Origin of the sequence: Kitasatospora sp. NPDC096204 (assembly GCF_044763205.1) — a bacterium.
Lineage (GTDB): Bacteria > Actinomycetota > Actinomycetes > Streptomycetales > Streptomycetaceae > Kitasatospora.
This window is the reverse complement of the sequence record NZ_JBIWFT010000023.1, coordinates 1-21,136: the sequence shown is the minus strand read 5'-3', so window position 1 is coordinate 21,136 and position 21,136 is coordinate 1. Positions and strand designations below refer to the sequence as shown.

The following is a 21,136-nucleotide window of genomic DNA, read 5'->3' as shown; positions in this document are numbered from 1 at the left end:
GCCGTTACCTCCAGATGTCGGTGGTCGGGGGTTCCGCCGGGCGGCGGACGGGTGGAGCCGGTTCGCGGTCGGTGTCGAGACGGGTGCCAGGACGGGGGTCGAGGCGGGTGCCGAGACGGGCGTCGAGGCCGTCCAGCCATCGCGGCAGGCTGGCCGCGCGCAGCAGGCCCGTCCCGACGAGCACACCGGCGAAGCCCTCCTCAAGCAGGCGGGCGGCGTCATCGGGGCCCTGGATGGCCCCGGCACTCACCGGGCACCGGGTGCCGCTGCTCAGCACCGCGGGCAGGAGCGACGAGCTCCGCCCGAGGTCGCCCGCGCCGCGTTCGCGGGTGGCGATGTCCTTGTTGTTCACCGCGACCACGCACTCCTCGGCGCGTGGCACGCGACTGATCTCCTCCTCGGTGGTGACCTCGACGAACGGCGTCAGGCCCAGGCGCAGGCCGAGGTCGACCAGACGGCCCAGGGTGGCGCGTGGCAGCAGCGCGGCGGTGAGCAGGACCGCGGACGCGCCGGTCTCGCGGGCCTGGTGCAGTTGGTCGCGGCGGGTGATGAAGTCCTTCTGCAGCACGGGCAGGTCCGTCGCCGCCACGACCTCGCGCAGCAGGTCCGGGGTGCCGCCGAACCACCGCCCGGTCACCACGGACAGGCAGGGTGCGCCGACGTCCTGGTAGTCGGCGACCAGCCGGGCGGCCGACCTGTCACCGAACAGGTCGTGCCCGGTGGCGTCCCGGCGCTTGAGCTCCATGATCACCGGTCGGCGGGCGTCCAGCAGCGCCTCGATGAACTCGGCCGTCATCGCGCCGCCCCGGTGCCGTCCACCCCTCGCCAGGCGCGCCGTACGGCCGCGACCCGGTCGGTGCTCAGCCGTCCGTCGACGCCCCTGGCCGCCGTGTCCACGTCGATGCCGAGGAACAGGGGGTGGTCCAGCACCGCCCGGTAGTCCTCCCGGTTGTCGGCCGAGATGCCGCCGGCCAGCAGGAAGGGCCGCGAGAGGCGGTCCGCGACCTCGACGACGGCCCCGCAGCCGGCCGGTTGCCCGGTACTGCCGATCCGGCCGTCCCCGGCCACGGTGTCCAGCAGGAAGAGGTCCGTTCCCGCCCGCTCGTACGCCGGGATCAGGGACCGCTCCGTGCGGGTGTCCGCGCCGAGGTGCAGCACCTTGACCACGTCGATGTCCGTGCCGCGCTTCAGGGCGCGGACCAGGCCCGGCGGCTGGTAGCCGTGCAGTTGGACCCGCCGCACCCGGGCCGCGGCCGTCGCCGCGCGCAGCGCTTCGGCGTCGGCGAGGAAGGTCACGAGAACCGGACGCAGTCGCGCCGTCCGGTTCACCGCGTCCGCCAGCAGCGTCAGTTGACGAAGCGTCAGGTCGGCTCGGCCCCCTGGGACGCCGTGCCACAGGCCGACGAGGTCGACCCCGGCGCGGTCGAGGGAGGCCACGTCCTCGGCCGAGGTGGCTCCGCAGATCTTGACCAGCATCAGGTGCCGAGTCCCAGCATGGCGGCGATGCGGTTGCGCTGGATCTCCGAGGTGCCCGAGTAGATCGGGCCGGCGACCGCGTCGCGCACGTCCTTCTCCAGTCCGTACTCGGTGAGGTATCCGCTGCCGCCGAAGACCTGCACGGCGGCCAGCGCGGAGGAGAGGTTGCTCTCGCTGGCGAGGAGCTTGCAGGCGGCGATGTCCCTCGTGACGTTCTCGCCCGCCGTCAGCCGGACCGCCGTGTCGTAGAGCCACTTCCGCGCGGTGTCCAGGCCGATCCCCATGTCCACGATCCGGTGGGAGATCGACTGGTACGAGCCGATCGGCCGGCCGAACTGGACACGTTCCCTGGCGTACTCGACGCAGCGGTCGAGCCGGTAGCGCATCTGCCCGGCGGTGATGACGAAGGAGCAGAGGATCTCCCACTTCATCACGTGGTCCAGGACCAGGAACCCGGATCCGACCCGGCCGATCACCGCGGACGCGGGGATCCTGCAGTCGTCGAAGTGCAGTTCGCCCAGCGGTGCGGTCCGCAGCCCCATGGTGGCGACGGGGGGCCCGACAACGAGCCCCGGGGTGTCCCGCTCCACGAGGAAGGCGGTGATGCCGAGCGGGCCGCCGTCCGGGTGGGTGCGCGCGTAGACCACGAACACGTCGGCCACCGGGCCGTTGGTGACGAAGGACTTGCCGCCGCGCAGCACGAAGCCGTCGTCCTCGCGGGTGGCCGTGGTCGTCATCGCCAGCGCGTCGGAGCCGCTCCCGGGCTCGCTGATCGCGTGCGCCCCGATCGTCTCTCCCGAGCAGATCCCCGGCAGGTGGCGCGCCCTGAGCTCCGGCGAGCCGAACCGCTGCAGCGGGACTCCGACGCTGACCAGGTGGGTGGCGACCGAGAAGTTCAGTCCGCCGTCACGGCACCCGGTACCGAGCTGTTCGAGCACGTACATGGTGGTGAGCAGGTCCTGGCCCAGCCCGCCCCACTGCTCGTCGAACGGCAGGCCGAGGATGCCCGACCGCTGGATCAGTCTCCACTTGTCCCACGGGAAGGCGCCTTGCGCGTCCGCTTCGAGATGGCCCGAGCTGAGGTCCTCGCACCACCGGCCGATCCCCTCGCCCAGAGCGATCTGGTCGGCGTTCCACCTGATCATCCGTCAGTCCCGTCAGTCGCTGTCAGTCCCGTCAGTACTCGGAGAATTCGGCCGAGTCCAGCTTGTGGCGTTCGTCGCCGCGCAACGCGGGCGAGAACACGCACACCAGGCGGAGGTCCTCGTCCTGGCTCGCGATCAGGAAGTGGGCGTCGTGCCGGTCGAGCGCGTACAGCGTGCCCGGCTCGATCGGGTGGGACGTGCCGTCGGTGTCCACGACCTCACCCTTGCCCTCGATGCAGTAGCAGGCCTCCAGGTGGCGGCGGTACTCCAGCCTGGACTTGGTGCCGGCGCGGACGACGGTGTCCGTGATCGTGTAGCCCAGGCCGTCGGAATCGAGGAGGAACCTGCGGCTGAGCCCGTTGCCCCAGTCCACGGACGTCACCTCGTCAAGGCGTCGGACGATCATCTGATGTACCTCCTAGTAGCGTGTTGAATACGGCGAAAGGGTGTGCACGAAGGTGTGGAACTCCTCGACCGCGTCGGTCCCTTCGGTGAGGGCCCGCTCGATCCGGGCGACCCCGGCGCTGCCCACGACCGCGGCGTCGGCGCCGAGACCGTGCAGCAGGGCGATGTCCGCCCTGGAGCGGACGCCGAATCCGACGGCGATCGGTACGGCGGTCGTCCTCCCGGCGGCCGCCCTCCCGGCGGTCGTCTTCCGCAGTGCGGCCAGCGTGGCGGCGAGCTCCCGGTCGTCGGCCGCGAGACCGCCGCCGCTGCGGCCGTAGTGCGCCACCAGGTACAGGTACGCGGTGGCGGACTCGGCGGCCGCGGCCTTCACCGCGGACGCCGAGGCCGTGTAGCAGGTGGCGACCATGGGCACCCCCGCCTCCCGCGCCGCTTCGAGGCAGTCGGCCCGAAGCCGTGGTGGCAGGCCGTGGACCAGCAGCCCGTCGACGCCCGAGTCCGCGACCCGCCGCACGAAGCCGGGCACGGTCAGGCCTCTGACCGTATGGCCCCAGTCGGCCAGCAGTGCCACCTTCAGGTGGCGCAGCCGAGGCAGGACCTCACCGAGGAAGTCGAGCACCTCGTCGAGTCCGACGCCTTCCGCCAGGGCCCGCCGGGCCGATCGGCGGATGACGGGCCCGTCGGTGACCGAGTCGGGAAAGGGCACCGCCAGCTCCAGGCAGTCCACGCGGCAGTCGTCGAGCATCCGCATGACGTCGGCCAGCACGGGCAGCGGGGGGTCTCCGGCGTTGAGGAACACCGCCAGGCCGGGCTGGTTCGGTGGCCGGCGGGCGAAGAACCCGCTCACCGCGCACGCGCCGCGGCCACCGCGCGGCGCGCCGGTCGCGCGCGCAGACGGTCGACGAGGTCGCGTGCGGCGCCGCTGCGCAGGGCGTCGTCGGCCGCCCTGATCGCCTCCGGCCACTCGGCGATCAGCCCGCTCGCGACGGCGAGTGCGGCGGCGTTCAGGCGGACGGTCCGTGTCGCGGGGCCCGTCCGCTCTCCGGAGAGCACGCCGAGGAAGTGGTCGACGACGTCCTCGCCCGCTCCGGCCGGCCGCAGTCCGGCGATCGCGTCGGTTCCGGCTCCGGCCCCGGTCTCGGGAGCCGCGGCCCACAGGCTGATCGCGTCGGTGCCGTCATTGGTGAGGACGACGTTGTCGACGGAGTCGACGAGCTCGTCGACTCCCAGCTCGTTGGAGCACAGCCAGATCCTCCGGTCGGTGACGGTGGCGGCGACCTGGCCCAGGGCCGGCAGCAGCGAACGGTCCGAGACGCCGACGATCTGGGCGCGGACCGGCACCGCGGCGAGGAAGGGGCCGACGGAGTTGACGAATCCGCCGATCATCCGCAGGTCCATCGGCACGATGCTGCGGGCCAGCAGCGCGACCTCCCGCGGGTAGACGAAGTTCCCGGGGAATGCGATGCCGAAGCGTTCCAGCAGGTCGTCGGTCTGCTCGTACGAGGTGGTCGTCGCGATGCCGAGACGGTCGAGCAGGTCGTGGGAGCCGCAGGTGCTCGTGTAGGCGCGGGATCCGGTCTTGACGACGCGGACGCCCAGGGCCGCGGCGACGAACGCCGCCGCGGTGGAGATGTTGAACGTGGCCGGCCCGCCTCCGGTGCCGACGATGTTGGCGGTGCCGTCCGGCCGCGCGGTGCCCTCCGCCCGGGCCGTGCCCGCCGGCCGGGCCGTGCCGTCCGACCGCGCGGCAACGTCCGGCCGCCGCTCGTCCAGCGAGCGGAGCATCGCGACCAGCGTCTCCCCGTCGGGCATCCGGGTGGACAGCGAGGACAGCAGCGCCACCGTCTCGCCGGACCGGAGGGCGCCGTCCCGCAGCCGGTCCCAGAAGGACCCCCACATCTCCTGGTCGACGGTGCGGTCCCGGTCGATCAGCGCTCGCAGCACCTCGTGCATGACTAGTGGGATTCCGTCCGGTGCCGCTGGGCCTGTTCGATGAACCTGCTGATCGAGCCGACGGAGCGGAAGCTGTCCGGGTCGAGGTCGAACTCCTCGACGTGCAGGTCGAAGCGGTCCTCGAGCCAGGCGATCGTCTTGAGCAGGCCGAGGCTGTCGATGACCCCGCCGTCCACGAGGTCGTAGTCGGCGTCCAGCTCGCTCTCGCCGACGTCCGGCAGGAACTCCTCGATGATGAACTGCGTGACTGCCGCGGCGTGTTTCACGTGGTCGTTCCTTCGTTCGGCTGGGACGGGGAGCAGGCGCGCTCGACGGGCGCGCGGTCGATCTTTCCGGTGGACGTCCTGGGCAGCGGGTCGTCCGTGATCAGCAGGGTCGAGGGGACCGCGGTGAGCGGAAGCCGTTGTGCGCAGTGCCGGCGCAGCGCCAGCGAGTTCAGCGGGCTGTCCGGGGCGCGGCGGACCACGCCGCGCAGCAGGCGGCCGGCCACCGGGTCGGGCACGGCCACCACGGCCGCCTCGACGACGTCGGGGTGGTCGAGCAGCACCTGTTCGACCTCGTGGGTGTTGACCCGCACACCGCGGACCTTGACCTGGTGGTCGTTCCGGCCTTCCAGGGTGATGCGGCCGTCCCGGTCCCGCCGCACGAGGTCGCCGCTGCGGAAGTAGCGCCGCGTCCGCCCTTCGTGGTGGTGGGTCGCGAACCTGTCCGCGTCCTGTTCCCGGTCCAGGTAGCCGTCGGTCTGGAACGGCGTCGCGACGTGGAGTTCGCCGCGACCCGGCCCGGTCACGATCCCGCCGTCGGCATCGACGATCACCGCGTGGACCCCGGGCAGTGGGCGCCCGATCGGCACCGGGCCGTCCGCCGGCTCGGCGCCGTCGACCTCGTGCAGGAAGCTGTCGTTGGTCTCGGTGCAGCCGTAGACGTTGTAGAACCGCGCGCCGGTGAACAGGCGCGGAAGTTCGGCCAGGCAGCGGGCGGGCATGCTGTCGCCGGTGAAGACGACGTGTTCGACCGTGTCGAGCCGGCGGCCGCTCCGCGCGGTCGCGTCGACCAGCAGCCGGTAGAACATCGGTACCGCCTGGACGATCTGTACCGCGTGGCGGGACACGAGGTCCAGCAGGTGGCCCGGCTGGGTGGCCCGGGCCGGATCGACCAGGACGACGCGGCCGCCGTGCTTGAGCGTGGCCCAGATGTCCAGCAGGCACAGGTCGAAGGTGAGCGGGGCGTGGTTGAGGACCGTCGTTCCCCGGCGGATGCCGAACCGCTCGCCGGCCCAGGTGGTGAAGCGGTCCACCGCCCCCGTGCTCAGCGGCACGATCTTCGGCCGCCCGGTGGAACCGGAGGTGGTGAACATGAAGGAGACGTCGCCGGGCTCGGTACGGTGCGGCGCCCTCGGTTCCACCGGCCGGTCCGGGGCACCCGGCCCGGGGCCGGGCACCTCGGGGCCGTCCGGCGACAGGACGTGCCGGATCCCGGCCTGTTCGACCAGCGCGCGGGACGTTCTCCCGTCCGGCGTGGGTGCCGGCAGCAGCAGGAAGCGCCGCCCTTCCAGCAGGCAGGCGAGCACCAGGGCGATCACCGAGGGCGACTTGACGGCCACGATGCCGATCGGTTCGTCCCCGCCCGGGGCGAGCCGGGCGATCCGCAGGCGCTCCCGCTCCGCCAGTTGGTGGAGTTCACGGTAGGTCGTCTCTTCCCCGTGCCACACCAGGGCCGGATCACCGGGGTGGGTGGCGGCGTGCGAGACGAATGAACCCACCAGGCTCTGTTTCCGTTTCACGAATTCTCCGACTTCATGCGACGGGGGCGGGCTCATGGACAACGGATGAGTTCACGCAATGGGTTCACCGATCTCGATCGGAACATTCGAGGCCCGGCAGAAAAGGGGCCCGCCGGGCCGCCGCCTTGGCGACAGAAGAATTATCACGGGGGTGGCCGTCCACGGAAGTGGGGTTCGCCAGGGGTCGCATGACAGCACGTCAGTCCGCGTGCCCGGGCCTGGCGCGCGAATGCTAGCCGTCGAGCGTGTTCGATCTGGATAAGGAATCCGGTGGGCTGGCGTAAAGATTGTCCTGACGCCCGAATCCCTCGTACCGATCTTGCGGAGTGAGACGGGAGCTGCCTAGTATCCGCCGTACTGTTCGCGAAGTAGCGAATCGGCAAAGGGATTTCCGGGACGCCGAAGCGTTCCCGATCGCCGTGAAAGGTGGATCCGTCATGCCTGGCCCCGATCAGCGTGCGCACGCTCCGACTCCGCTGTCCTTCGCCCAGCAGCGGCTGTGGTTCCTCGACCGGCTGCGGCCGGGGCGGCCGGACCACAACGTTCCGACCGCGGTCCGCCTGCGCGGCCGGCTGGACGAGAGGGCGCTGAACCGGGCGTTGACCGAAGTCGTGCGGCGCCACGAGGTGTTGCGCGGCAGGATCGTCGACTCCGGGGACGGCCCGTGCCATGTCACGGAGCCGGTCGAGGCCTTCGTACCGGCGGTCACCGATCTGACGCACCTCCCGGCGGAGCGGGCCTGGCGGCGGGCCCGGGGGCTGGTGGCCGCCGACACGGCTACCCCGTTCGACCTCGGGACCGCTCCGATGCTGCGGGCCCGGCTGATCCGCGTCGCCCCCGACGACCACCTGCTGGTCCTGGTGATCCATCACATCGCCTGTGACGGCTGGTCGCTGTCGGTGCTGTGGCAGGAGTTCTCCGCCGGCTACGGCGCCGCCGTGCAGGGCCGGTCGGCCACCCTGACGGAACTGCCCGTCCAGTACGCCGACTTCGCCGCATGGCAGCGGAGCCACCAGGACGGAACGGCACTGCGGGATCAACTCTCCTACTGGCGCGACCACCTGGCTGGGCTGAGCCCGTCAGCGCTCCCGACGGACCGGCCCCGCCCCGCCGTGTGGTCGGGCCGGGGCGACCAGGTCGAGATCGAGATCCCCGCAGGACTCACCGACCGGATCCGCGCACTGGGGCGCGCCCACGAGGTGACGCCGTTCATGACGCTGCTGGCCGCCTTCCAGGTCCTGCTCGCGCGCTGCACGGGACAGGATGACGTGACGGTGGGGACGCCGATCTCCGGGCGGACCCGGATCGAGGTGGAGCCGCTGGTCGGCTTCTTCGTCAACACGCTCGTCCTGCGCACCGACCTGTCGGGCGACCCGGACTTCACCGAGGTGCTCGCCCGGGTACGGCGGTGCGCGGTGGAGGCCTACGCCCACCAGGACGTCCCCTTCGAACGGCTGGTGCAGGAGCTGCGGCCCGAACGCGATCTCGGCCGGCACCCGCTGGTCACCGTCATGTTCCAGCTGGAGGATCCGCCCGCGCTCCCGTCCGGCCTGCCAGGACTCGACGTGAGCGACCATCCGATACCCAACGTCGTGGCGAAGTTCGACCTCGAGGTCTCCCTCACGGACCTCGGCGACCGCTTCGCCGGCGTCATCCGCTACGCCGCCGACCTCTTCGACCACGACACGGTGCGGCAGCTCTGCGAGAACTTCAGGGCGCTGCTCGACCATCTCGCCGGCAGCCCCGAACGGCCGGTGTCGGCGTGGGAGACCCCTCCCACCCTCCGGGTGAGCCCTTCCGCCCCCGCCGCCCCCGCCGCCCCCGCCGGGCGGCCCTCGGCCCCGCGGCCCGAGGCCGACCGGGCCGGTGCTCCCGCCGCCAGGACCGAGATCGAGACCGAGACCAGGACCGAGACCGAGCTGCTCGTGCTGGAGACCTGGGCCGAGGTGCTCGGAGTGACCCCGGACGGCGTGCACAGCGACTTCTTCGAGCTGGGCGGCCATTCGCTCCTCGCGTCGAAGGTCATGTCCCGACTCGGCCGGGCACTCGACCTCGAACTGCCGGTCGTCCTGCTGTTCCACCACCCGACCGTCGCCGAACTCGCCGACGGCATCGACGCCGCCCTGCTGGCGGACCTCGGCGCCGCCGCCGAAGCGGAACCGCTTCCCGCCGGAAAGGCCCGTCACCCGTGAAGGCACAGCACAGCCGCCCCGAGCCCGGCCGGCCGACCGGTTCCACGCCGGCCACCGCACGGGCCCTGCTCGACCAGCGCGTCCGCGCGGCCCGGAACAGGGCCGCCGGGGGCGAGCCCGAGGCCACGATCCCACCCCGCCCGGAGGGCACGCGGGTGACGTCGTTCACCCAGGAACGCATGTGGCTGATCGAGCGGCTGGCCGACGGACCCGCGATGTACAACGTCCACGAGGTCTTCCGGCTGCGCGGCCCGCTGGACGTGGCCGCCCTCGGCCACGGCTTCACCGAGCTGGTGCGGCGCCACGAAGTCCTGCGCACCGCCTTCCCCGAACGGGACGGACGCCCCGGCCCCTCGCTCGAGCCGGCCCGGCCGCTCGACCTCCCCGTCACGGACCTGCGGACCGAGCGCCCGGAGCGCCGGACGCGGCTGGCCCTCGACCTCGTCCGGTCCGAGATCCTGCGCCCGTTCGACCTGGCCACCGCCCCGCTGCTGCGTGCGTCCCTGCTACGGGTCGACGAGGACGAACACCTCCTGGTGGTGGTCGTCCACCACATCGCGGTCGACGGCTGGTCGATGCCGCTGCTCTGGGACGACCTGGCGGAGGTGTACCGGAGCCGGCTGGAGGGCCGCGAGCCCGAGCTGCCCCCCTTGCGGATCCAGTACGCGGACTTCGCCCACTGGCAGCGGGCCCGGCTCTCCGGGGACCTCCTCCAGCGCCAACTGGACTACTGGAGAACCCAGTTGTCCGGGCTCACGCCGCTGGACCTGCCCACCGACCGCATGCGCGGACCGGCCCGCGCGGGCCGGGGCGAGCGCATCGGCTTCACGGTGCCCGAGGAACTGGCCGAGCGGTTGCGGCTGCTGGGCCGACGGCACGGCGCGACGATGTTCATGACGCTGCTCGCCGCGTTCCAGGCCCTGCTCGCCCGCTACAGCGGGCAGTTCGACGTGGCGGTCGGCACACCGGTCGCGGGCCGGACCCGTCCCGAACTCGACCCGCTCGTGGGCTCGTTCATCAACACCCTGGTCATCCGCACCGGCCTCTCGGACGACCCGAGCTTCGCCGAGCTGCTCGACCGGGTCCGCCGGACCGCCCTGGACGCCTACGCGCACCAGGACCTGCCGTTCGAACGGCTGGTGCAGGAGCTGCGCCCGGCACGCGGTCTCGACCGCAATCCGCTGTTCCAGGTGATGTTCGCCGGCCTGTCCGACCCGACCGACTCCCTCCGGCTGGAGGGGACGCAGAGCGAGCGGATCGACGTCGACAACGGCACGGCCAAGGTCGACCTCAGCCTGGTGGTGGCCGACGGGCCGGCCGGCACGACCGGGACGGTGGCCTTCGACACCGATCTGTTCGACCGCGCGAGCGTGGAGCGTCTGGTCGGCCACTACCTCCGGCTGCTGGACGCCGCGTCCGGCGATCCCGACCGTCGCGTCTCGCGACTGGACCTGCTCACCGAGGCCGAGCGCGAAGCGCTGCTGGTGGCCGCCAACGCCACCGACGAACCCTTCCCCAGGGACCTCTGCGTGCACGAGCTGGTCGAGGAGCGGGCCAGGCTGGCCCCCGACGCGGTGGCCGTCCGCTGCGGCTCCGAGCGCCTGACCTACCGGGAACTCGACCGCCGGGCCAACCGGTTGGCCCGGCACCTGCGAGCTCGCGGAGCCCGGCCGGAACGCCTGGTCGGCGTGTGCCTGCCGCGTTCGGCGGACCTGGTCGTGGCCCTGCTGGCCGTCCTCAAGTCCGGCGCCGCCTACCTGCCACTGGACCCCGACCTCCCGGCGCAGCGCATGGCGTTCATGCTCGCCGACGCCGACGTGCCGCTGCTGCTCACCACGCGCTCCCTGGCCGACCGGCTGCCGCGGCACGACGCCACGACGGTGTGGCTGGACGCCGAGGCCGGGCACGTCGCGGCCCTGCCCGAGGACCGGCTGCCACCGCTCGCGGTGCCCGCCAACCTGGCGTACTCGATCTACACCTCCGGTTCGACCGGCCGCCCCAAGGCCGTGCTGGTCCCGCACGAGGGTGTGGTCAACTACCTGGTGGTCCGCGGCCGGCAGCTGGACCTCGGCGGGGACGACGTCGTCGCCTCGGTGGCCTCGATCTCCTTCGACGTCATCGTTCCCCAGGTGCTCATGCCCCTGGCCTGGGGCGCGAGCGTGGTGATCGCCCCGTCGGAGGTCGCGGTCGACGGCCCGCGCCTGACGGAGATGCTGCGCGAGTTCGGCGTCACCACGCTCATGGCCACACCGGCGACCTGGCTCCTGCTGCTGGACGGCGGCTGGCAGGGCGGCCGGTTCCAGGCGATCTGCGTGGGCGAACCGCTCCAGCCCGCGCTGGCCCGCCGGCTCCTCGACCGGGTCTCCACGCTGTGGAACGGCTACGGTCCCACCGAGGCGTCCGTCGGCTGTGTCACCCGGCGCGTCGACGCCGAACGGGACCTGGCCCGGCCCGGAGGGTCCGTGCCGATCGGCCGGCCGCTCGGCAACCTGCGGATCCACCTGCTGGACCCCGCCGGCGCCCCGGTGCCCGTCGGCGTGGCGGGGGAGATCCACATCGGCGGGGTCGGCGTCACCCGTGGGTACGCCAACCGGCCCGGGCTGACCGCCGAGCGCTTCGTGCCCGATCCGTTCGGCGCCGACGGCGGCCGGCTGTACCGGACCGGCGACCTGGCGCGGTACCTGCCGGACGGCAGCCTCGTCTTCCTCGGCCGCACCGACGAGCAGGTGAAGATCCGCGGATACCGGATCGAGCCGGGCGAGGTCGAGGCCGCGCTGTGCGCCCAGCCCGGCGTCGCCAGGGCCGCGGTGACGGTGCGCGGCGCCGGGACGGACGCCGAACTGGCCGGCTACCTGGTGTGGCAGGACCAGCCCGGTGACCCGGCGCTCCTGCGGCGTTCCCTGCGCGAGACCCTGCCCGAGTTCATGGTGCCCGCGACGCTGACCGCACTCGACCGCATCCCGTTGACCACGAACGGCAAGGTGGACCGCGCGGCCCTGCCCGCGCCCGAGCGCCACGGCCGCGAGGCGGGCGCGCTACCGCCGCGGGACCTGCTGGAACTCCTGATGACCGGGATCTGGGAGCGCGTGCTGGGCGCCCCGCGGGTGGGCGTCCGGGACGACTTCTTCGCGCTGGGCGGGCATTCCCTCAGGGCGGTCGAGCTCGTGGAGGCGATCCGGCGCGAGTGGGGGGTCACCGTGCCGCTGAACACGGTGTTCCGCCACCCCACCGTCGAGGCTCTGTGCGCGGAGGTGCCCGACGCCTCGCGGGCCCTGCGCCGGCTCGTGGTCCCGCTGGCCGAAGGGGACCGCCGCAGGGCGCCGCTGATCCTGGTGCACCCGCAGAGCGGCGACGTGTGCTCCCTCCTCCACCTGAGCGGACAACTCGCCGGCGGCCGGCCCGTCCACGGTCTGGAGGCCGTCGGCTACAACACCGACGAGCCGCCACTGGCCACCGTCGAGGAACAGGCGCGGCGCTACCTGCGGGAGCTGCGGTCCGAACTGCCCGACGGCCCCTACCTGCTGGCCGGCTGGTCCTTCGGCGGGCTGGTCGCCTTCGAGATGGCCCGCCTGCTGGAGGAACAGGGGAACCCCCCGGGATTCCTCGGGATCATCGACGCCGCAGCGCCCGCGTCCACCGGGGGAACCACCGAAGGGCCCGACCACGAGCCCGACGAGAAGGACGCCCTCGCCCTGCTGCTCCACGACGCGCACACCCGTGAACGCCTTCCCCAGCGGGTGCGCACCGAACAACTGCGCCGCATGGCACGGGTCCTCACCACCAACGGCGCCGCCGCCCGACGCTACCGGTCGACGGCCCGGCTGCGGACACCGATCCACCTGTTCACCAGCACCGGGACCCACCCCGAACTCGCCGGCCCGGTCGTGGTCCCCGCCCGGTGGCGGGAACGCACCCACGGGGCGCTGACCGTGGTCGAGGTCCCGGGCAACCACCACGACATGCTGTCGCAGCCCCACGTGGTGCCCTTCGCCGACGCGCTGTCGGCCGTCCTGGAGGAGCTCGGATGAGCGACGCACACGAGCTGCCGCTGTCCTCGGCGCAGTCCGGCATCTGGTTCGCCCACCACCTGCGCCCCGGGAGCCCCGCGTACAACACCGGCGAGTACGTGGACATCCCCGGACCGATCGACCCGGAGCTGTTCGAGACGGCCGTGCGGCGCGTCGTGGACGGGACCGCGTCACTGCGCGTCCGCCTCGTCGACGGTGCCGAGGGCCCCCGGCAGGTCGTCACCCCGTCGCCCGACTGGACGATGGACCACGTCGACCTCACGGCGACACCGGATCCGCTGCGGGCGGCCGAGCAGTGGATGCGCGCCGACCTGGCCGCACCGGTCGCGCTCACCCGGGGCCCGCTGTTCCGCCAGGCCCTGTTCGCCATCGCGCCGGACCGCTTCCTTTGGTACCAGCGGGTCCACCACATCGTGGTCGACGGCTTCAGCATGTCGCTCATCGCGCGCCGCGTCGCCAGGACCTACACCGCACTGGTCCGGGGCAGGGACGGGGCAGGGCCGGCCTTCGGGCCGCTGAGCCTCCTGCTGGCGTACGACGCCGGCTACCACGCGTCGGAACAGCCCGGACAGGACCGGGCGTTCTGGTCGGCCCGGCTGGCCGGCCGGCCGGATCCCGTCAGCCTCGCCAGCCGCTCGGCGGCCGCCTCGGACGGCTTCCTGCGCCGTACCGGCACCCTCGACGCGCCCACCCTGGCCGCGCTGCGGCGGGCCGCCCGACCCGTGGGCGCGAGCTGGCCCACCGCCTTCACCGCGACGGTCGCCGGGTACCTCCACCGTCTCAGCGGCGAACGGGACATCGTGCTCAGCATGCCGGTGACCGGGCGCACCGGCTCCGCCGCCCCGGCCGTCCCCGGCATGGTCGCGAACGTGGTGCCGCTGCGGCTGCGCGTGGACCCGGACCAGGGTCTGTCCGCACTCGCGCGACAGGTGGCCGAGGAGATCGCCGCCCTGCGCCCGCACCAGCGCCACCGCAGCGAGGACCTGCGCAGGGAGCTGGACCCGGCCCGGTCGGAACGGGTCCTGTTCGGGCCCGTCGTCAACATCATGTCCTTCTACTACCACCTGGACTTCGCGGGCGTCCGGGCCACCGCGCACAACCTGTCCAACGGACCGGTCGAGGACCTCTCGTTCTCCGTCTACGACCGCTCCGACGGCACCGAGCCCCGGCTCGACGTCGACGCCAACCCCGCGCTCTACTCCGAGGCCGAACTCACCGCCCACCAGCGGCGGTTCCTGTGGTTCCTCGACGCGGTGGCCGCCGCCCCGGACCGGCCGATCGGCCGGCCCGACCTCCTCACCGCCGGGGAACGGCACCGGACCCTCGTGGCCGCCAACCGCACCACGCGTCCGCTCCCGCACCCGACGGTGCCGCTCGCCTTCGCGGCCGAGGCCGGGCGCACACCCGACGCGACCGCCGTGGTGTGCGGGGAGACCACCCTGACCTACGCGGAGTTGAACGCCCGGGCCAACCGGCTGGCCCACCGGCTCATCGCCCTGGGCGTCCGCTGCGACAGCACCGTCGCCGTGCTCATGGAACGCTCCGTCGACGTGGTGGTGTCGGTCCTGGCGGTCGTCAAGGCCGGCGGCGCCTACGTGCCGCTGGACACCCGCGCCCCGGCGGCCCGCCTGCGCCGCGTCCTGGCGGACACCGGGGCGGCGGTGCTGCTCACCCACCGGGCCACCCGGGACCACGAACTGGCCCACGGCACCCCGGGTGTCGTCGTCGACGCCGACCCCGGCCTCGCCGACCAGCCCGCCACCGACCCCGTCGTGCCGCTGCGCCCGGACCACCTGGCGTGCGTCCTGTACACCTCCGGGTCCACGGGCACGCCGAAGGGCGTGGCCCTGAGCCACCGCAACGTCGTCAGCCTGACCGCGCAACAGTGCTGGCGGGGCGCGGACGGCCCGCGCGTGCTCGCGCACTCCCCGCACGCCTTCGACGCCTCGACCTACGAGTGGTGGGTGCCGCTGCTCAACGGGGGCCGGGTGATCGTGGCCCCGCCCGGCGAGCTGGCGCTCTCGGACCTCCACCGGCTCGTCGTCGACCACCGGGTCGGTGCGCTGTGGCTGACGGCCGGGCTGTTCCGGGTGTTCGCCGAGGAGTCCCCCGGCACGCTGGCCGGGGTCGGCCAGGTGTGGACCGGCGGTGACATCGTGCCGGCCGACGCGGTACGGCGCGTCCTGGCACGCTGCCCGGACTCCGTGGTGGTCGCCGGGTACGGCCCGACCGAAGCCACGACGTTCACCACGCGCAGGGTGCTGCGCCCCGGTCAGGCCGTGCCCGACGTCGTCCCCCTCGGCCGGCCGATGGACAACAGGCGGGTGTACGTCCTGGACCAGGCGCTGTCCCCGGTGCCGCCGGGAGTGGCGGGCATGCTGTACGTCGCCGGCGCCGGCGTGGCGCGCGGGTACCTGGGCGACCCCCGCCGGACGGCCGACCAGTTCGTGCCGTGCCCGTTCGGCGACCCGGGCGAGCGGATGTACCGCACGGGCGACGTCGTCCGCTGGAACGCCGAGGGGGAGCTGGAATTCCTCGGCCGCGCGGACGAGCAGGTCAAGCTCCACGGCTTCCGCATCGAGCTGGGCGAGATCGAGGCGGTCCTGGCCGGGCACCCCGCCGTCGCCCAGGCGACCGTGCTCGCGGGCCCCGGCAGCTCGCCCGGCGGGCGTCTGATCGGCTACGTCGTCCCGGCCGGGGACGCGCGGCTCGACCCGGCGTCGGTGCGGGAGCACGCCCGCGCGGTGCTGCCGGACTACATGGTGCCCTCGGCGATCGTCACGCTCGACGCCTTTCCCCTGACACCCAGAGGGAAGATCGACCGGGCCGCGCTGCCCGCCCCGGACCCCGCCCCGGCACCGTCCGGGCCCGGGCCGCGGACCCCGGCGGAGCGGACGATGTGCGCGCTGTTCGCCGAGGTGCTCGGCCTGCCCGCGGTGGGAGTCGACGACGGCTTCTTCGACCGGGGCGGCAACTCCCTGCTCGCCACCCGGCTGGTCAACCGGGTGCGGGTGAGGTTCGGCCGTGAACTCACCCTCGGCGCCCTGTTCCAGGCACCCACGCCGGCGCGCCTGGTCGAAGCGCTCGACGGAGCCCCGGACGCCGCGGCCGTACCGGCTCTCACAGCACGTGACACGACTCCGACACCCCTGACACCTCTCTGACCCCGATCATCCGACAGCGATCACAGGAAGCACCTCGGCATGGCCCACACCCTCTCCCATCCCGACGGAACGCCGGCACCACCGGAAACACCGGTGGCCACGGCGATCCCGACCGCCCCGACCGCCCCGACCACCCCGGCCGACCCGGTGACCCCGGCGCCGGCGGTGTCCCAGATCCACCGGTACTACCAGCTCGTCGACGCCGGGGACGTTCCCGCGCTGGTCGCCCTGTTCGCCCCGGACGCCCGCTACCACCGCCCCGGCTACGAACCCATGGTCGGGCACGCCGAACTGGAACGCTTCTACCGCGACCAGCGGGTGATCCGCACCGGCGTGCACACCCTGTCCACCGTGGTCACGACCGACGACGAGGTGGCGGTGCACGGCCTGTTCCGCGGCGTGCTGCACGACGGCGATGAGGTCGAACTGCGGTTCGCGGACTTCTTCCGGATGACGCCGCAGGGCCGCATCGCCTCGCGGCACACCTTCTTCCACGTGCCGGCGGTCTGAGCCGGTGGACACACCCGGTGACACCACGCACCCCGTGCCGCATTTCGTGCCGCGCACCGGCCGCCGGGACGACCACCCACCGGACAGCGCCGGCAGCGGCCACCGCGGCGCCGGCCCACGCGGCAACTCGTCCGACCCCGACGGGGACACCCCAGCACAGGAAAGCGGGAAGCAGTTGACCGAGACGCTCCTCACCTCCGACAACCCGGCGTTCGTCGGCAGCGGACGGCCACCGTTCGACGCACGGGCCATCCACGAGCTGGTCGCCGAACAGGCGGAGCGGGCCCCGCACGCGCCCGCCGTCACCTGCGACGGACGGACCCTCACCTACCGGCAGCTCCACGACCGCGCCCACCGGCTCGCCGCGCGACTGCGAGCGGCCGGACTGGCGCAGGAGGACGTCGTGGGCGTGCTGGTGCCGCGCTCACCGGAGCTGATCGTGGCCCTGCTCGCCGTCCTCGTCGCCGGCGGCGCCTACCTCGGACTCGAACCGGACGACCCGGCCGGCCGCCACGCGCTGCTGCTCCAGGACGCCGGCGCGCGCATGGTGATCACGGAAGGGGCCCTGCGGGAGCACCTGCCGGGCACCGTCGTCACGGTGACGGACGACCACCCGGCACAGGAGCAGCCGGCCACCGCCCCGACGGCTCCCGCCCGCCCCGGCGACCCGGACCGGCTCGCCTACGTCAGCTACACCTCGGGCTCCACCGGCGAGCCCAAGGGCGTCGGGGTGCCCCACCGGGCGATCGACCGGCTCGTCCGGGGCGCGGACTGGATGGACGTCCGCCCCGAGGACGTCTTCTTCCACCTCGCGCCGGTCGCGTTCGACGCGTCCACGTTCGAGATCTGGGCACCCCTCGTCAACGGCTGCCGACTGGTGCTCTTCCCGCCGGTCGCCATCACGCTGGAGCACGTGGCGCGCGTCGTCCGCGCCGAGCGCGTCACGGTCCTGCTGCTGACCACCGGGCTCTTCCACCAGATGGCGAGCTCCCACCCGGAGGCGTTCGCCGACGTGCGGCACGTCCTCACCGGGGGCGACGTGGCCTCGCCGAGCCATGTCCGGCACCTGCTGGGCCGCTACCCGGAGCTGCTCTTCACCAACGGCTACGGACCGACCGAGAACACCACGTACACGACCTGCTGGACCAGCAGCACCCTGCCGGAACTGCGCAGCGTGCCGATCGGCCGCCCGATCAGCGGCACCAGGGTCGCCGTGCTCGACGGCGACCTCACGCCGGTGCCCGTCGGCGAGTGCGGGGAACTGTACGTGGCCGGGGCGGGACTGGCCCGCGGCTACCTGGGCCGCCCGGCCGCGACCGCCGAACGGTTCCTGCCGGATCCCTTCGGGACCGAACCGGGCGCCCGGATGTACCGGACCGGCGACCTCGTGCGATGGCTGCCGGACGGCACGCTGGAGTTCGTCGGACGCGCGGACGACCAGGTCAAGGTCCAGGGCTACCGCGCCGAACCGCGCGCCGTCGAGGTCGAACTGGAACGGCTCGCCGAGGTGCGGCACGCGGTCGTCCTGCCGCAGCCCGATCCGGCGGGCGGCACCCGGCTGCTGGCCTACGTCGTGCCCGCGGAACCCGCTCCGGCGAGTACCGCCGACCTCGGTCGGCGGCTGCGCCGTGAACTGCGGGACAGGCTGCCCGGCTACCTGATCCCCTGGGCGATCCTCGTCCGTCCCGAGCTGCCGCTGAACCGCAACGGCAAGATCGACCGCGCGGCCCTGCCCACCGCCACCCGGGTACCGCGCAACGTGGCCAACGAGTTCGTCCCGCCCCTCACCGAGGTGCAGACGCGACTGGCCGAGTTGTGGGGCGACGTCCTCGGCGTCGAACCGGTCGGCGTCGGCGACGACTTCTTCGACCTCGGCGGACACTCCCTGCTGGCCACCGACCTCCTGGTCGCCACCCAGCGCGAGTTCGGCGTGGACCTCCCCGCGCAGACCCTGTACCTGTCGCCGACCGTCGCCGAACTGGCGACGGCCCTCACCGCCCGGATCCGGCCGGCCGACGGCCCGGACGGCCCGGACGGCCCGACAGGGAGCCCGGACGACGCGGCGGGGGAGGAGCGGCACCGATGACGACGCCTCCCCCGACCACGCGATGCCCGGTCCTCGCCCCGCAGCCGGTCGACCTGATCGACCCCGACCTCCACCACTCGGGCGGGGCCCACGAGGTGTGGCGACGGCTGCGCCGCCACGCCCCGGTGAGCTGGCAGCCGGTCGGCGACATCGGCTACTGGTCGATCGTCGGCCACGCCGAGGCCAGCCGGGTCCTGCGCGACCACGACACGTTCACCTCCGAACAGGGCACCCTGCTCAACCTCCTCGGCAAGGGCGACCCCGCCGGCGGCCGGCAGATGGCCGCGACCGACCCGCCCCGGCACTCGCACCTGCGCGGCCCGCTGCAGCAGGCGCTGTCGATCAAGACGGTGGAGAACGACCGGGAGGCCATCCGCCGGGTCGTCGTCGAACTGCTCCGGCCGCTGGCCGACGGCGGCCCGTACGACTTCGCCGCCGCCATGGCCGGCCTGCCGATGGCCGTGATCGGCACCATGATGGCGCTACCGGAACAGGACTGGCCGCGGCTCGTCCGGCTCGCCCACGCCTGCATCGCCGCGGACGACCCCGAGTTCCAGCTCGCCGACGGACCACGGGCCACCCTGGTGACCGCCCACCGCGAACTGTTCGCCTACTTCCAGGACACCGTCACCGCGCGTCGGCGCGCACCGGGCGACGACCTGATCAGCGTGCTGCTCACCATGGAACTGGACGGACGCCGACTGTCGCCGGGCGAGATCGTGTCCAACTGCTACAGCCTGCTCCTCGGTGCGACCGTCACCACCGCCCAGCCGCCGATCGCGGCGATGGTCGAACTGGCCGGGACCACGGTCCTGGACGACTGGGCGGCACACCCGGAGCTGCTCCACAGCGGTGTGGAGGAGGCCCTGCGATGGGCTTCGCCCACCCAGCACTTCATGCGCCACGCCACCCGCGACGTCGAGATCCGGGGCGTGCCGATCCCCGCCGGGGACGCGGTCGTGGTGTGGCTGGGGTCGGCCAACCGCGACGAGACCGTGTTCGCCGACCCGGACACCTTCGACATCCGACGGCGGCCCAACAGGCACATCGCGTTCGGCGTCGGCGCGCACTACTGCATCGGACACACCGTCGCACGGGTGGCCCTGCGGATCCTGTTCGCCGAACTGCTGGGCCGGTTCACCGACTTCGAACTCGCCGGTGCGCCGCGGCGCATGCGCTCGAACGTCATCGCGGGCTTCACGCACCTGCCGATCACCGCGCGGACCCGATAGGAACCGCTCCTCGCCGCCTTCACCGCAGCCGGCGTCACCTCCACCGGCAGCACCGCGGCCGAATCCGCGAACAAGCCCCCACCCGGAAGGACATCAGTGGACGCTCCGACGGCCCCCATCCGCAACAAGTGGTTCATCCGCGAGCCGTCGCCGGTGGCACCGGCGCGGGTGTTCTGCCTGCCCTACTCGGGGTGCGGGGCGAGCATGTACCGCCGGTGGCCGTCATCGGTCGACGGCGTCGAGCTCTGCCCCGTACAGCTGCCGGGCCGGGAGAACCGGATGCGCGAGCCCGCCCACACCACCTACGAGGCGATGGCCGACGACCTCTGCGAGGCCCTGCGCCCCTACCTGGACCGCCCCTACGCCCTGTTCGGGCACTGCGGCTCCGCGTTGGCGGCGTACGAGACCGCCGTACGGCTGGTCGAAAGGGGCTGCCCCGCCCCGACCCAGGTGTTCGTCTCCTCCGAGGTCGCACCGCAGGACGGCCCCTACGGCCGCTTCCTCGACATGGACGACGACGAGCTGGCCGCCGAACTGCGCGGGCTCGTCGCGGAACTGGGCGGCACCCTGGAACCGAGCCTGCTCGCGCTCTACCTTGGCGTCCTGCGCAACGACGTCGACATGAACAAGCGCTACCACGTGGCCGAGCCGCTCCGGCTGCCCTGCCCGGTCACCGCCATCGGCTGGACCGAGGACACGGGCATACCGCCGTCGCTGATGACCGGCTGGTCGGCCTGCGGCGAAGCGACCTTCGAACTCCTGGAGGGAGGCCACTACCGCTTCATCGAGGCGCCGGCGGAACTGCTGGCGCTCCTGGTCGCGGATCTGACGCCCGACCGGCGGGAGAACGGGCGGTCGTGATCACCCGCGCCCGGGCGGACCGGCGCAGGGCGGTGGCGCACCCCGGCCGCGCGGCACAGCTCACCACCCACCGGTTCGGACCCGACACCACCGATCCGGTCGACCTCACGGCTCGTTCGCGGTGGCGTCCGTCCTTCCGGCGTGGAGCAGCTGGCGCGCGAGTTCCGCGAGGGCGCGGCCGGCGGCGTACTCGTCGCCGATCTCGGGAACGGGTGACGGCGGTCTTCGTAAGCTCCCCGCTGGCGGCCGTATACGGCGCATTTTGTGGCCACGGGTTTCCCCGGGTACGGCCAGATATTTC

16 protein-coding genes are annotated in these 21,136 nt (G+C 73.1%); 7 read left to right on the top strand and 9 right to left on the bottom strand.

Translation table 11 applies throughout. The features are described 5' to 3' along the window. Nucleotides 1-4: 4 nt before the first annotated feature. The 8 genes from ACIQ87_RS24400 to ACIQ87_RS24365 are packed head-to-tail and all read right to left on the bottom strand — an operon-like array spanning nt 5 to nt 6,762. The gene (locus ACIQ87_RS24400; RefSeq protein ID WP_402410063.1) at nt 5-796 is read right to left on the bottom strand and encodes an indole-3-glycerol-phosphate synthase; all 792 of its coding nucleotides are present in this window, start codon (nt 794-796) and stop codon (nt 5-7) included. Further along, a complete protein-coding gene (locus ACIQ87_RS24395; protein WP_402410062.1) occupies nt 793-1,476 on the bottom strand; it encodes an N-(5'-phosphoribosyl)anthranilate isomerase in 684 nt (227 codons plus the stop codon). Before ACIQ87_RS24395 ends, ACIQ87_RS24400 begins: the two co-directional genes overlap by 4 nt. Beyond that, nucleotides 1,476-2,621, bottom strand: a complete 1,146-nt coding sequence (locus ACIQ87_RS24390; protein ID WP_402410060.1) for an acyl-CoA dehydrogenase family protein — start codon at nt 2,619-2,621, stop codon at nt 1,476-1,478. The genes ACIQ87_RS24395 and ACIQ87_RS24390 overlap by 1 nt, the downstream gene beginning before the upstream one ends. Nucleotides 2,622-2,652: 31 nt before the next feature. After that, entirely contained in the window at nt 2,653-3,027 is a 375-nt protein-coding gene (locus ACIQ87_RS24385) for an ectoine synthase (protein ID WP_402410058.1), read from the bottom strand. Between the two features lie 12 nt (nt 3,028-3,039). Beyond that, on the bottom strand, nt 3,040-3,873 hold the full coding sequence (gene trpA / locus ACIQ87_RS24380) for a tryptophan synthase subunit alpha (RefSeq protein WP_402410057.1): 834 nt from the start codon (nt 3,871-3,873) through the stop codon (nt 3,040-3,042). Next, the gene (locus tag ACIQ87_RS24375) at nt 3,870-4,979 is read right to left on the bottom strand and encodes an anthranilate phosphoribosyltransferase (protein WP_402410055.1); all 1,110 of its coding nucleotides are present in this window, start codon (nt 4,977-4,979) and stop codon (nt 3,870-3,872) included. The genes trpA and ACIQ87_RS24375 overlap by 4 nt, the downstream gene beginning before the upstream one ends. A gap of 2 nt (nt 4,980-4,981) precedes the next feature. Continuing rightward, the gene (locus ACIQ87_RS24370; RefSeq protein WP_402410054.1) at nt 4,982-5,245 is read right to left on the bottom strand and encodes an acyl carrier protein; all 264 of its coding nucleotides are present in this window, start codon (nt 5,243-5,245) and stop codon (nt 4,982-4,984) included. Beyond that, nucleotides 5,242-6,762, bottom strand: coding sequence for an AMP-binding protein (locus tag ACIQ87_RS24365; protein WP_402410052.1), 1,521 nt, complete (start codon nt 6,760-6,762; stop codon nt 5,242-5,244). The genes ACIQ87_RS24370 and ACIQ87_RS24365 overlap by 4 nt, the downstream gene beginning before the upstream one ends. 437 nt (nt 6,763-7,199) lie before the next feature. Here ACIQ87_RS24365 and ACIQ87_RS24360 point away from each other — a divergent pair, with 437 nt between their 5' ends. The 7 genes from ACIQ87_RS24360 (at nt 7,200) to ACIQ87_RS24330 (ending at nt 20,835) form a co-directional block, all read left to right on the top strand. After that, nucleotides 7,200-8,954 carry a condensation domain-containing protein gene (locus tag ACIQ87_RS24360; protein WP_402410051.1) on the top strand — a complete coding sequence of 585 codons (1,755 nt, stop codon included), beginning with the start codon at nt 7,200-7,202 and terminating at the stop codon, nt 8,952-8,954. Next, the gene (locus tag ACIQ87_RS24355) at nt 8,951-12,982 is read left to right on the top strand and encodes an amino acid adenylation domain-containing protein (RefSeq protein WP_402410050.1); all 4,032 of its coding nucleotides are present in this window, start codon (nt 8,951-8,953) and stop codon (nt 12,980-12,982) included. Before ACIQ87_RS24360 ends, ACIQ87_RS24355 begins: the two co-directional genes overlap by 4 nt. Beyond that, entirely contained in the window at nt 12,979-16,146 is a 3,168-nt protein-coding gene (locus ACIQ87_RS24350; protein ID WP_402410049.1) for an amino acid adenylation domain-containing protein, read from the top strand. Before ACIQ87_RS24355 ends, ACIQ87_RS24350 begins: the two co-directional genes overlap by 4 nt. 93 nt (nt 16,147-16,239) lie before the next feature. Beyond that, the gene (locus ACIQ87_RS24345; RefSeq protein ID WP_402410047.1) at nt 16,240-16,656 is read left to right on the top strand and encodes a nuclear transport factor 2 family protein; all 417 of its coding nucleotides are present in this window, start codon (nt 16,240-16,242) and stop codon (nt 16,654-16,656) included. 175 nt (nt 16,657-16,831) lie between these two features. Continuing rightward, nucleotides 16,832-18,742: an amino acid adenylation domain-containing protein gene (locus ACIQ87_RS24340; RefSeq protein ID WP_402410045.1), complete on the top strand. Its 1,911-nt coding sequence runs from the start codon at nt 16,832-16,834 to the stop codon at nt 18,740-18,742. After that, a complete protein-coding gene (locus ACIQ87_RS24335; protein WP_402410044.1) occupies nt 18,739-19,974 on the top strand; it encodes a cytochrome P450 in 1,236 nt (411 codons plus the stop codon). The genes ACIQ87_RS24340 and ACIQ87_RS24335 overlap by 4 nt, the downstream gene beginning before the upstream one ends. 96 nt (nt 19,975-20,070) lie before the next feature. Then, a complete protein-coding gene (locus ACIQ87_RS24330) occupies nt 20,071-20,835 on the top strand; it encodes a thioesterase II family protein (protein WP_402410042.1) in 765 nt (254 codons plus the stop codon). A 105-nt stretch (nt 20,836-20,940) separates the two neighbouring features. On the opposite strand, the gene ACIQ87_RS24325 is transcribed toward ACIQ87_RS24330, so the two are convergent. Beyond that, nucleotides 20,941-21,096, bottom strand: a complete 156-nt coding sequence (locus ACIQ87_RS24325) for a dsRBD fold-containing protein (RefSeq protein WP_402410158.1) — start codon at nt 21,094-21,096, stop codon at nt 20,941-20,943. Nucleotides 21,097-21,136: the final 40 nt, after the last annotated feature.

Excerpts from the sequence above, each read along its gene's own strand:
- ACIQ87_RS24400 (WP_402410063.1), bottom strand. The coding sequence starts at position 796 with ATGACGGCCGAGTTCATCGAGGCGCTGCTGGACGCCCGCCGACCGGTG.
- ACIQ87_RS24395 (WP_402410062.1), bottom strand. The coding sequence starts at position 1,476 with ATGCTGGTCAAGATCTGCGGAGCCACCTCGGCCGAGGACGTGGCCTCC.
- ACIQ87_RS24390 (WP_402410060.1), bottom strand. The coding sequence starts at position 2,621 with ATGATCAGGTGGAACGCCGACCAGATCGCTCTGGGCGAGGGGATCGGC.
- ACIQ87_RS24385 (WP_402410058.1), bottom strand. The coding sequence starts at position 3,027 with ATGATCGTCCGACGCCTTGACGAGGTGACGTCCGTGGACTGGGGCAAC.
- ACIQ87_RS24375 (WP_402410055.1), bottom strand. The coding sequence starts at position 4,979 with ATGCACGAGGTGCTGCGAGCGCTGATCGACCGGGACCGCACCGTCGAC.
- ACIQ87_RS24360 (WP_402410051.1), top strand. The coding sequence starts at position 7,200 with ATGCCTGGCCCCGATCAGCGTGCGCACGCTCCGACTCCGCTGTCCTTC.
- ACIQ87_RS24350 (WP_402410049.1), top strand. The coding sequence starts at position 12,979 with ATGAGCGACGCACACGAGCTGCCGCTGTCCTCGGCGCAGTCCGGCATC.
- ACIQ87_RS24335 (WP_402410044.1), top strand. The coding sequence starts at position 18,739 with ATGACGACGCCTCCCCCGACCACGCGATGCCCGGTCCTCGCCCCGCAG.
- ACIQ87_RS24325 (WP_402410158.1), bottom strand. The coding sequence starts at position 21,096 with ATGCGCCGTATACGGCCGCCAGCGGGGAGCTTACGAAGACCGCCGTCA.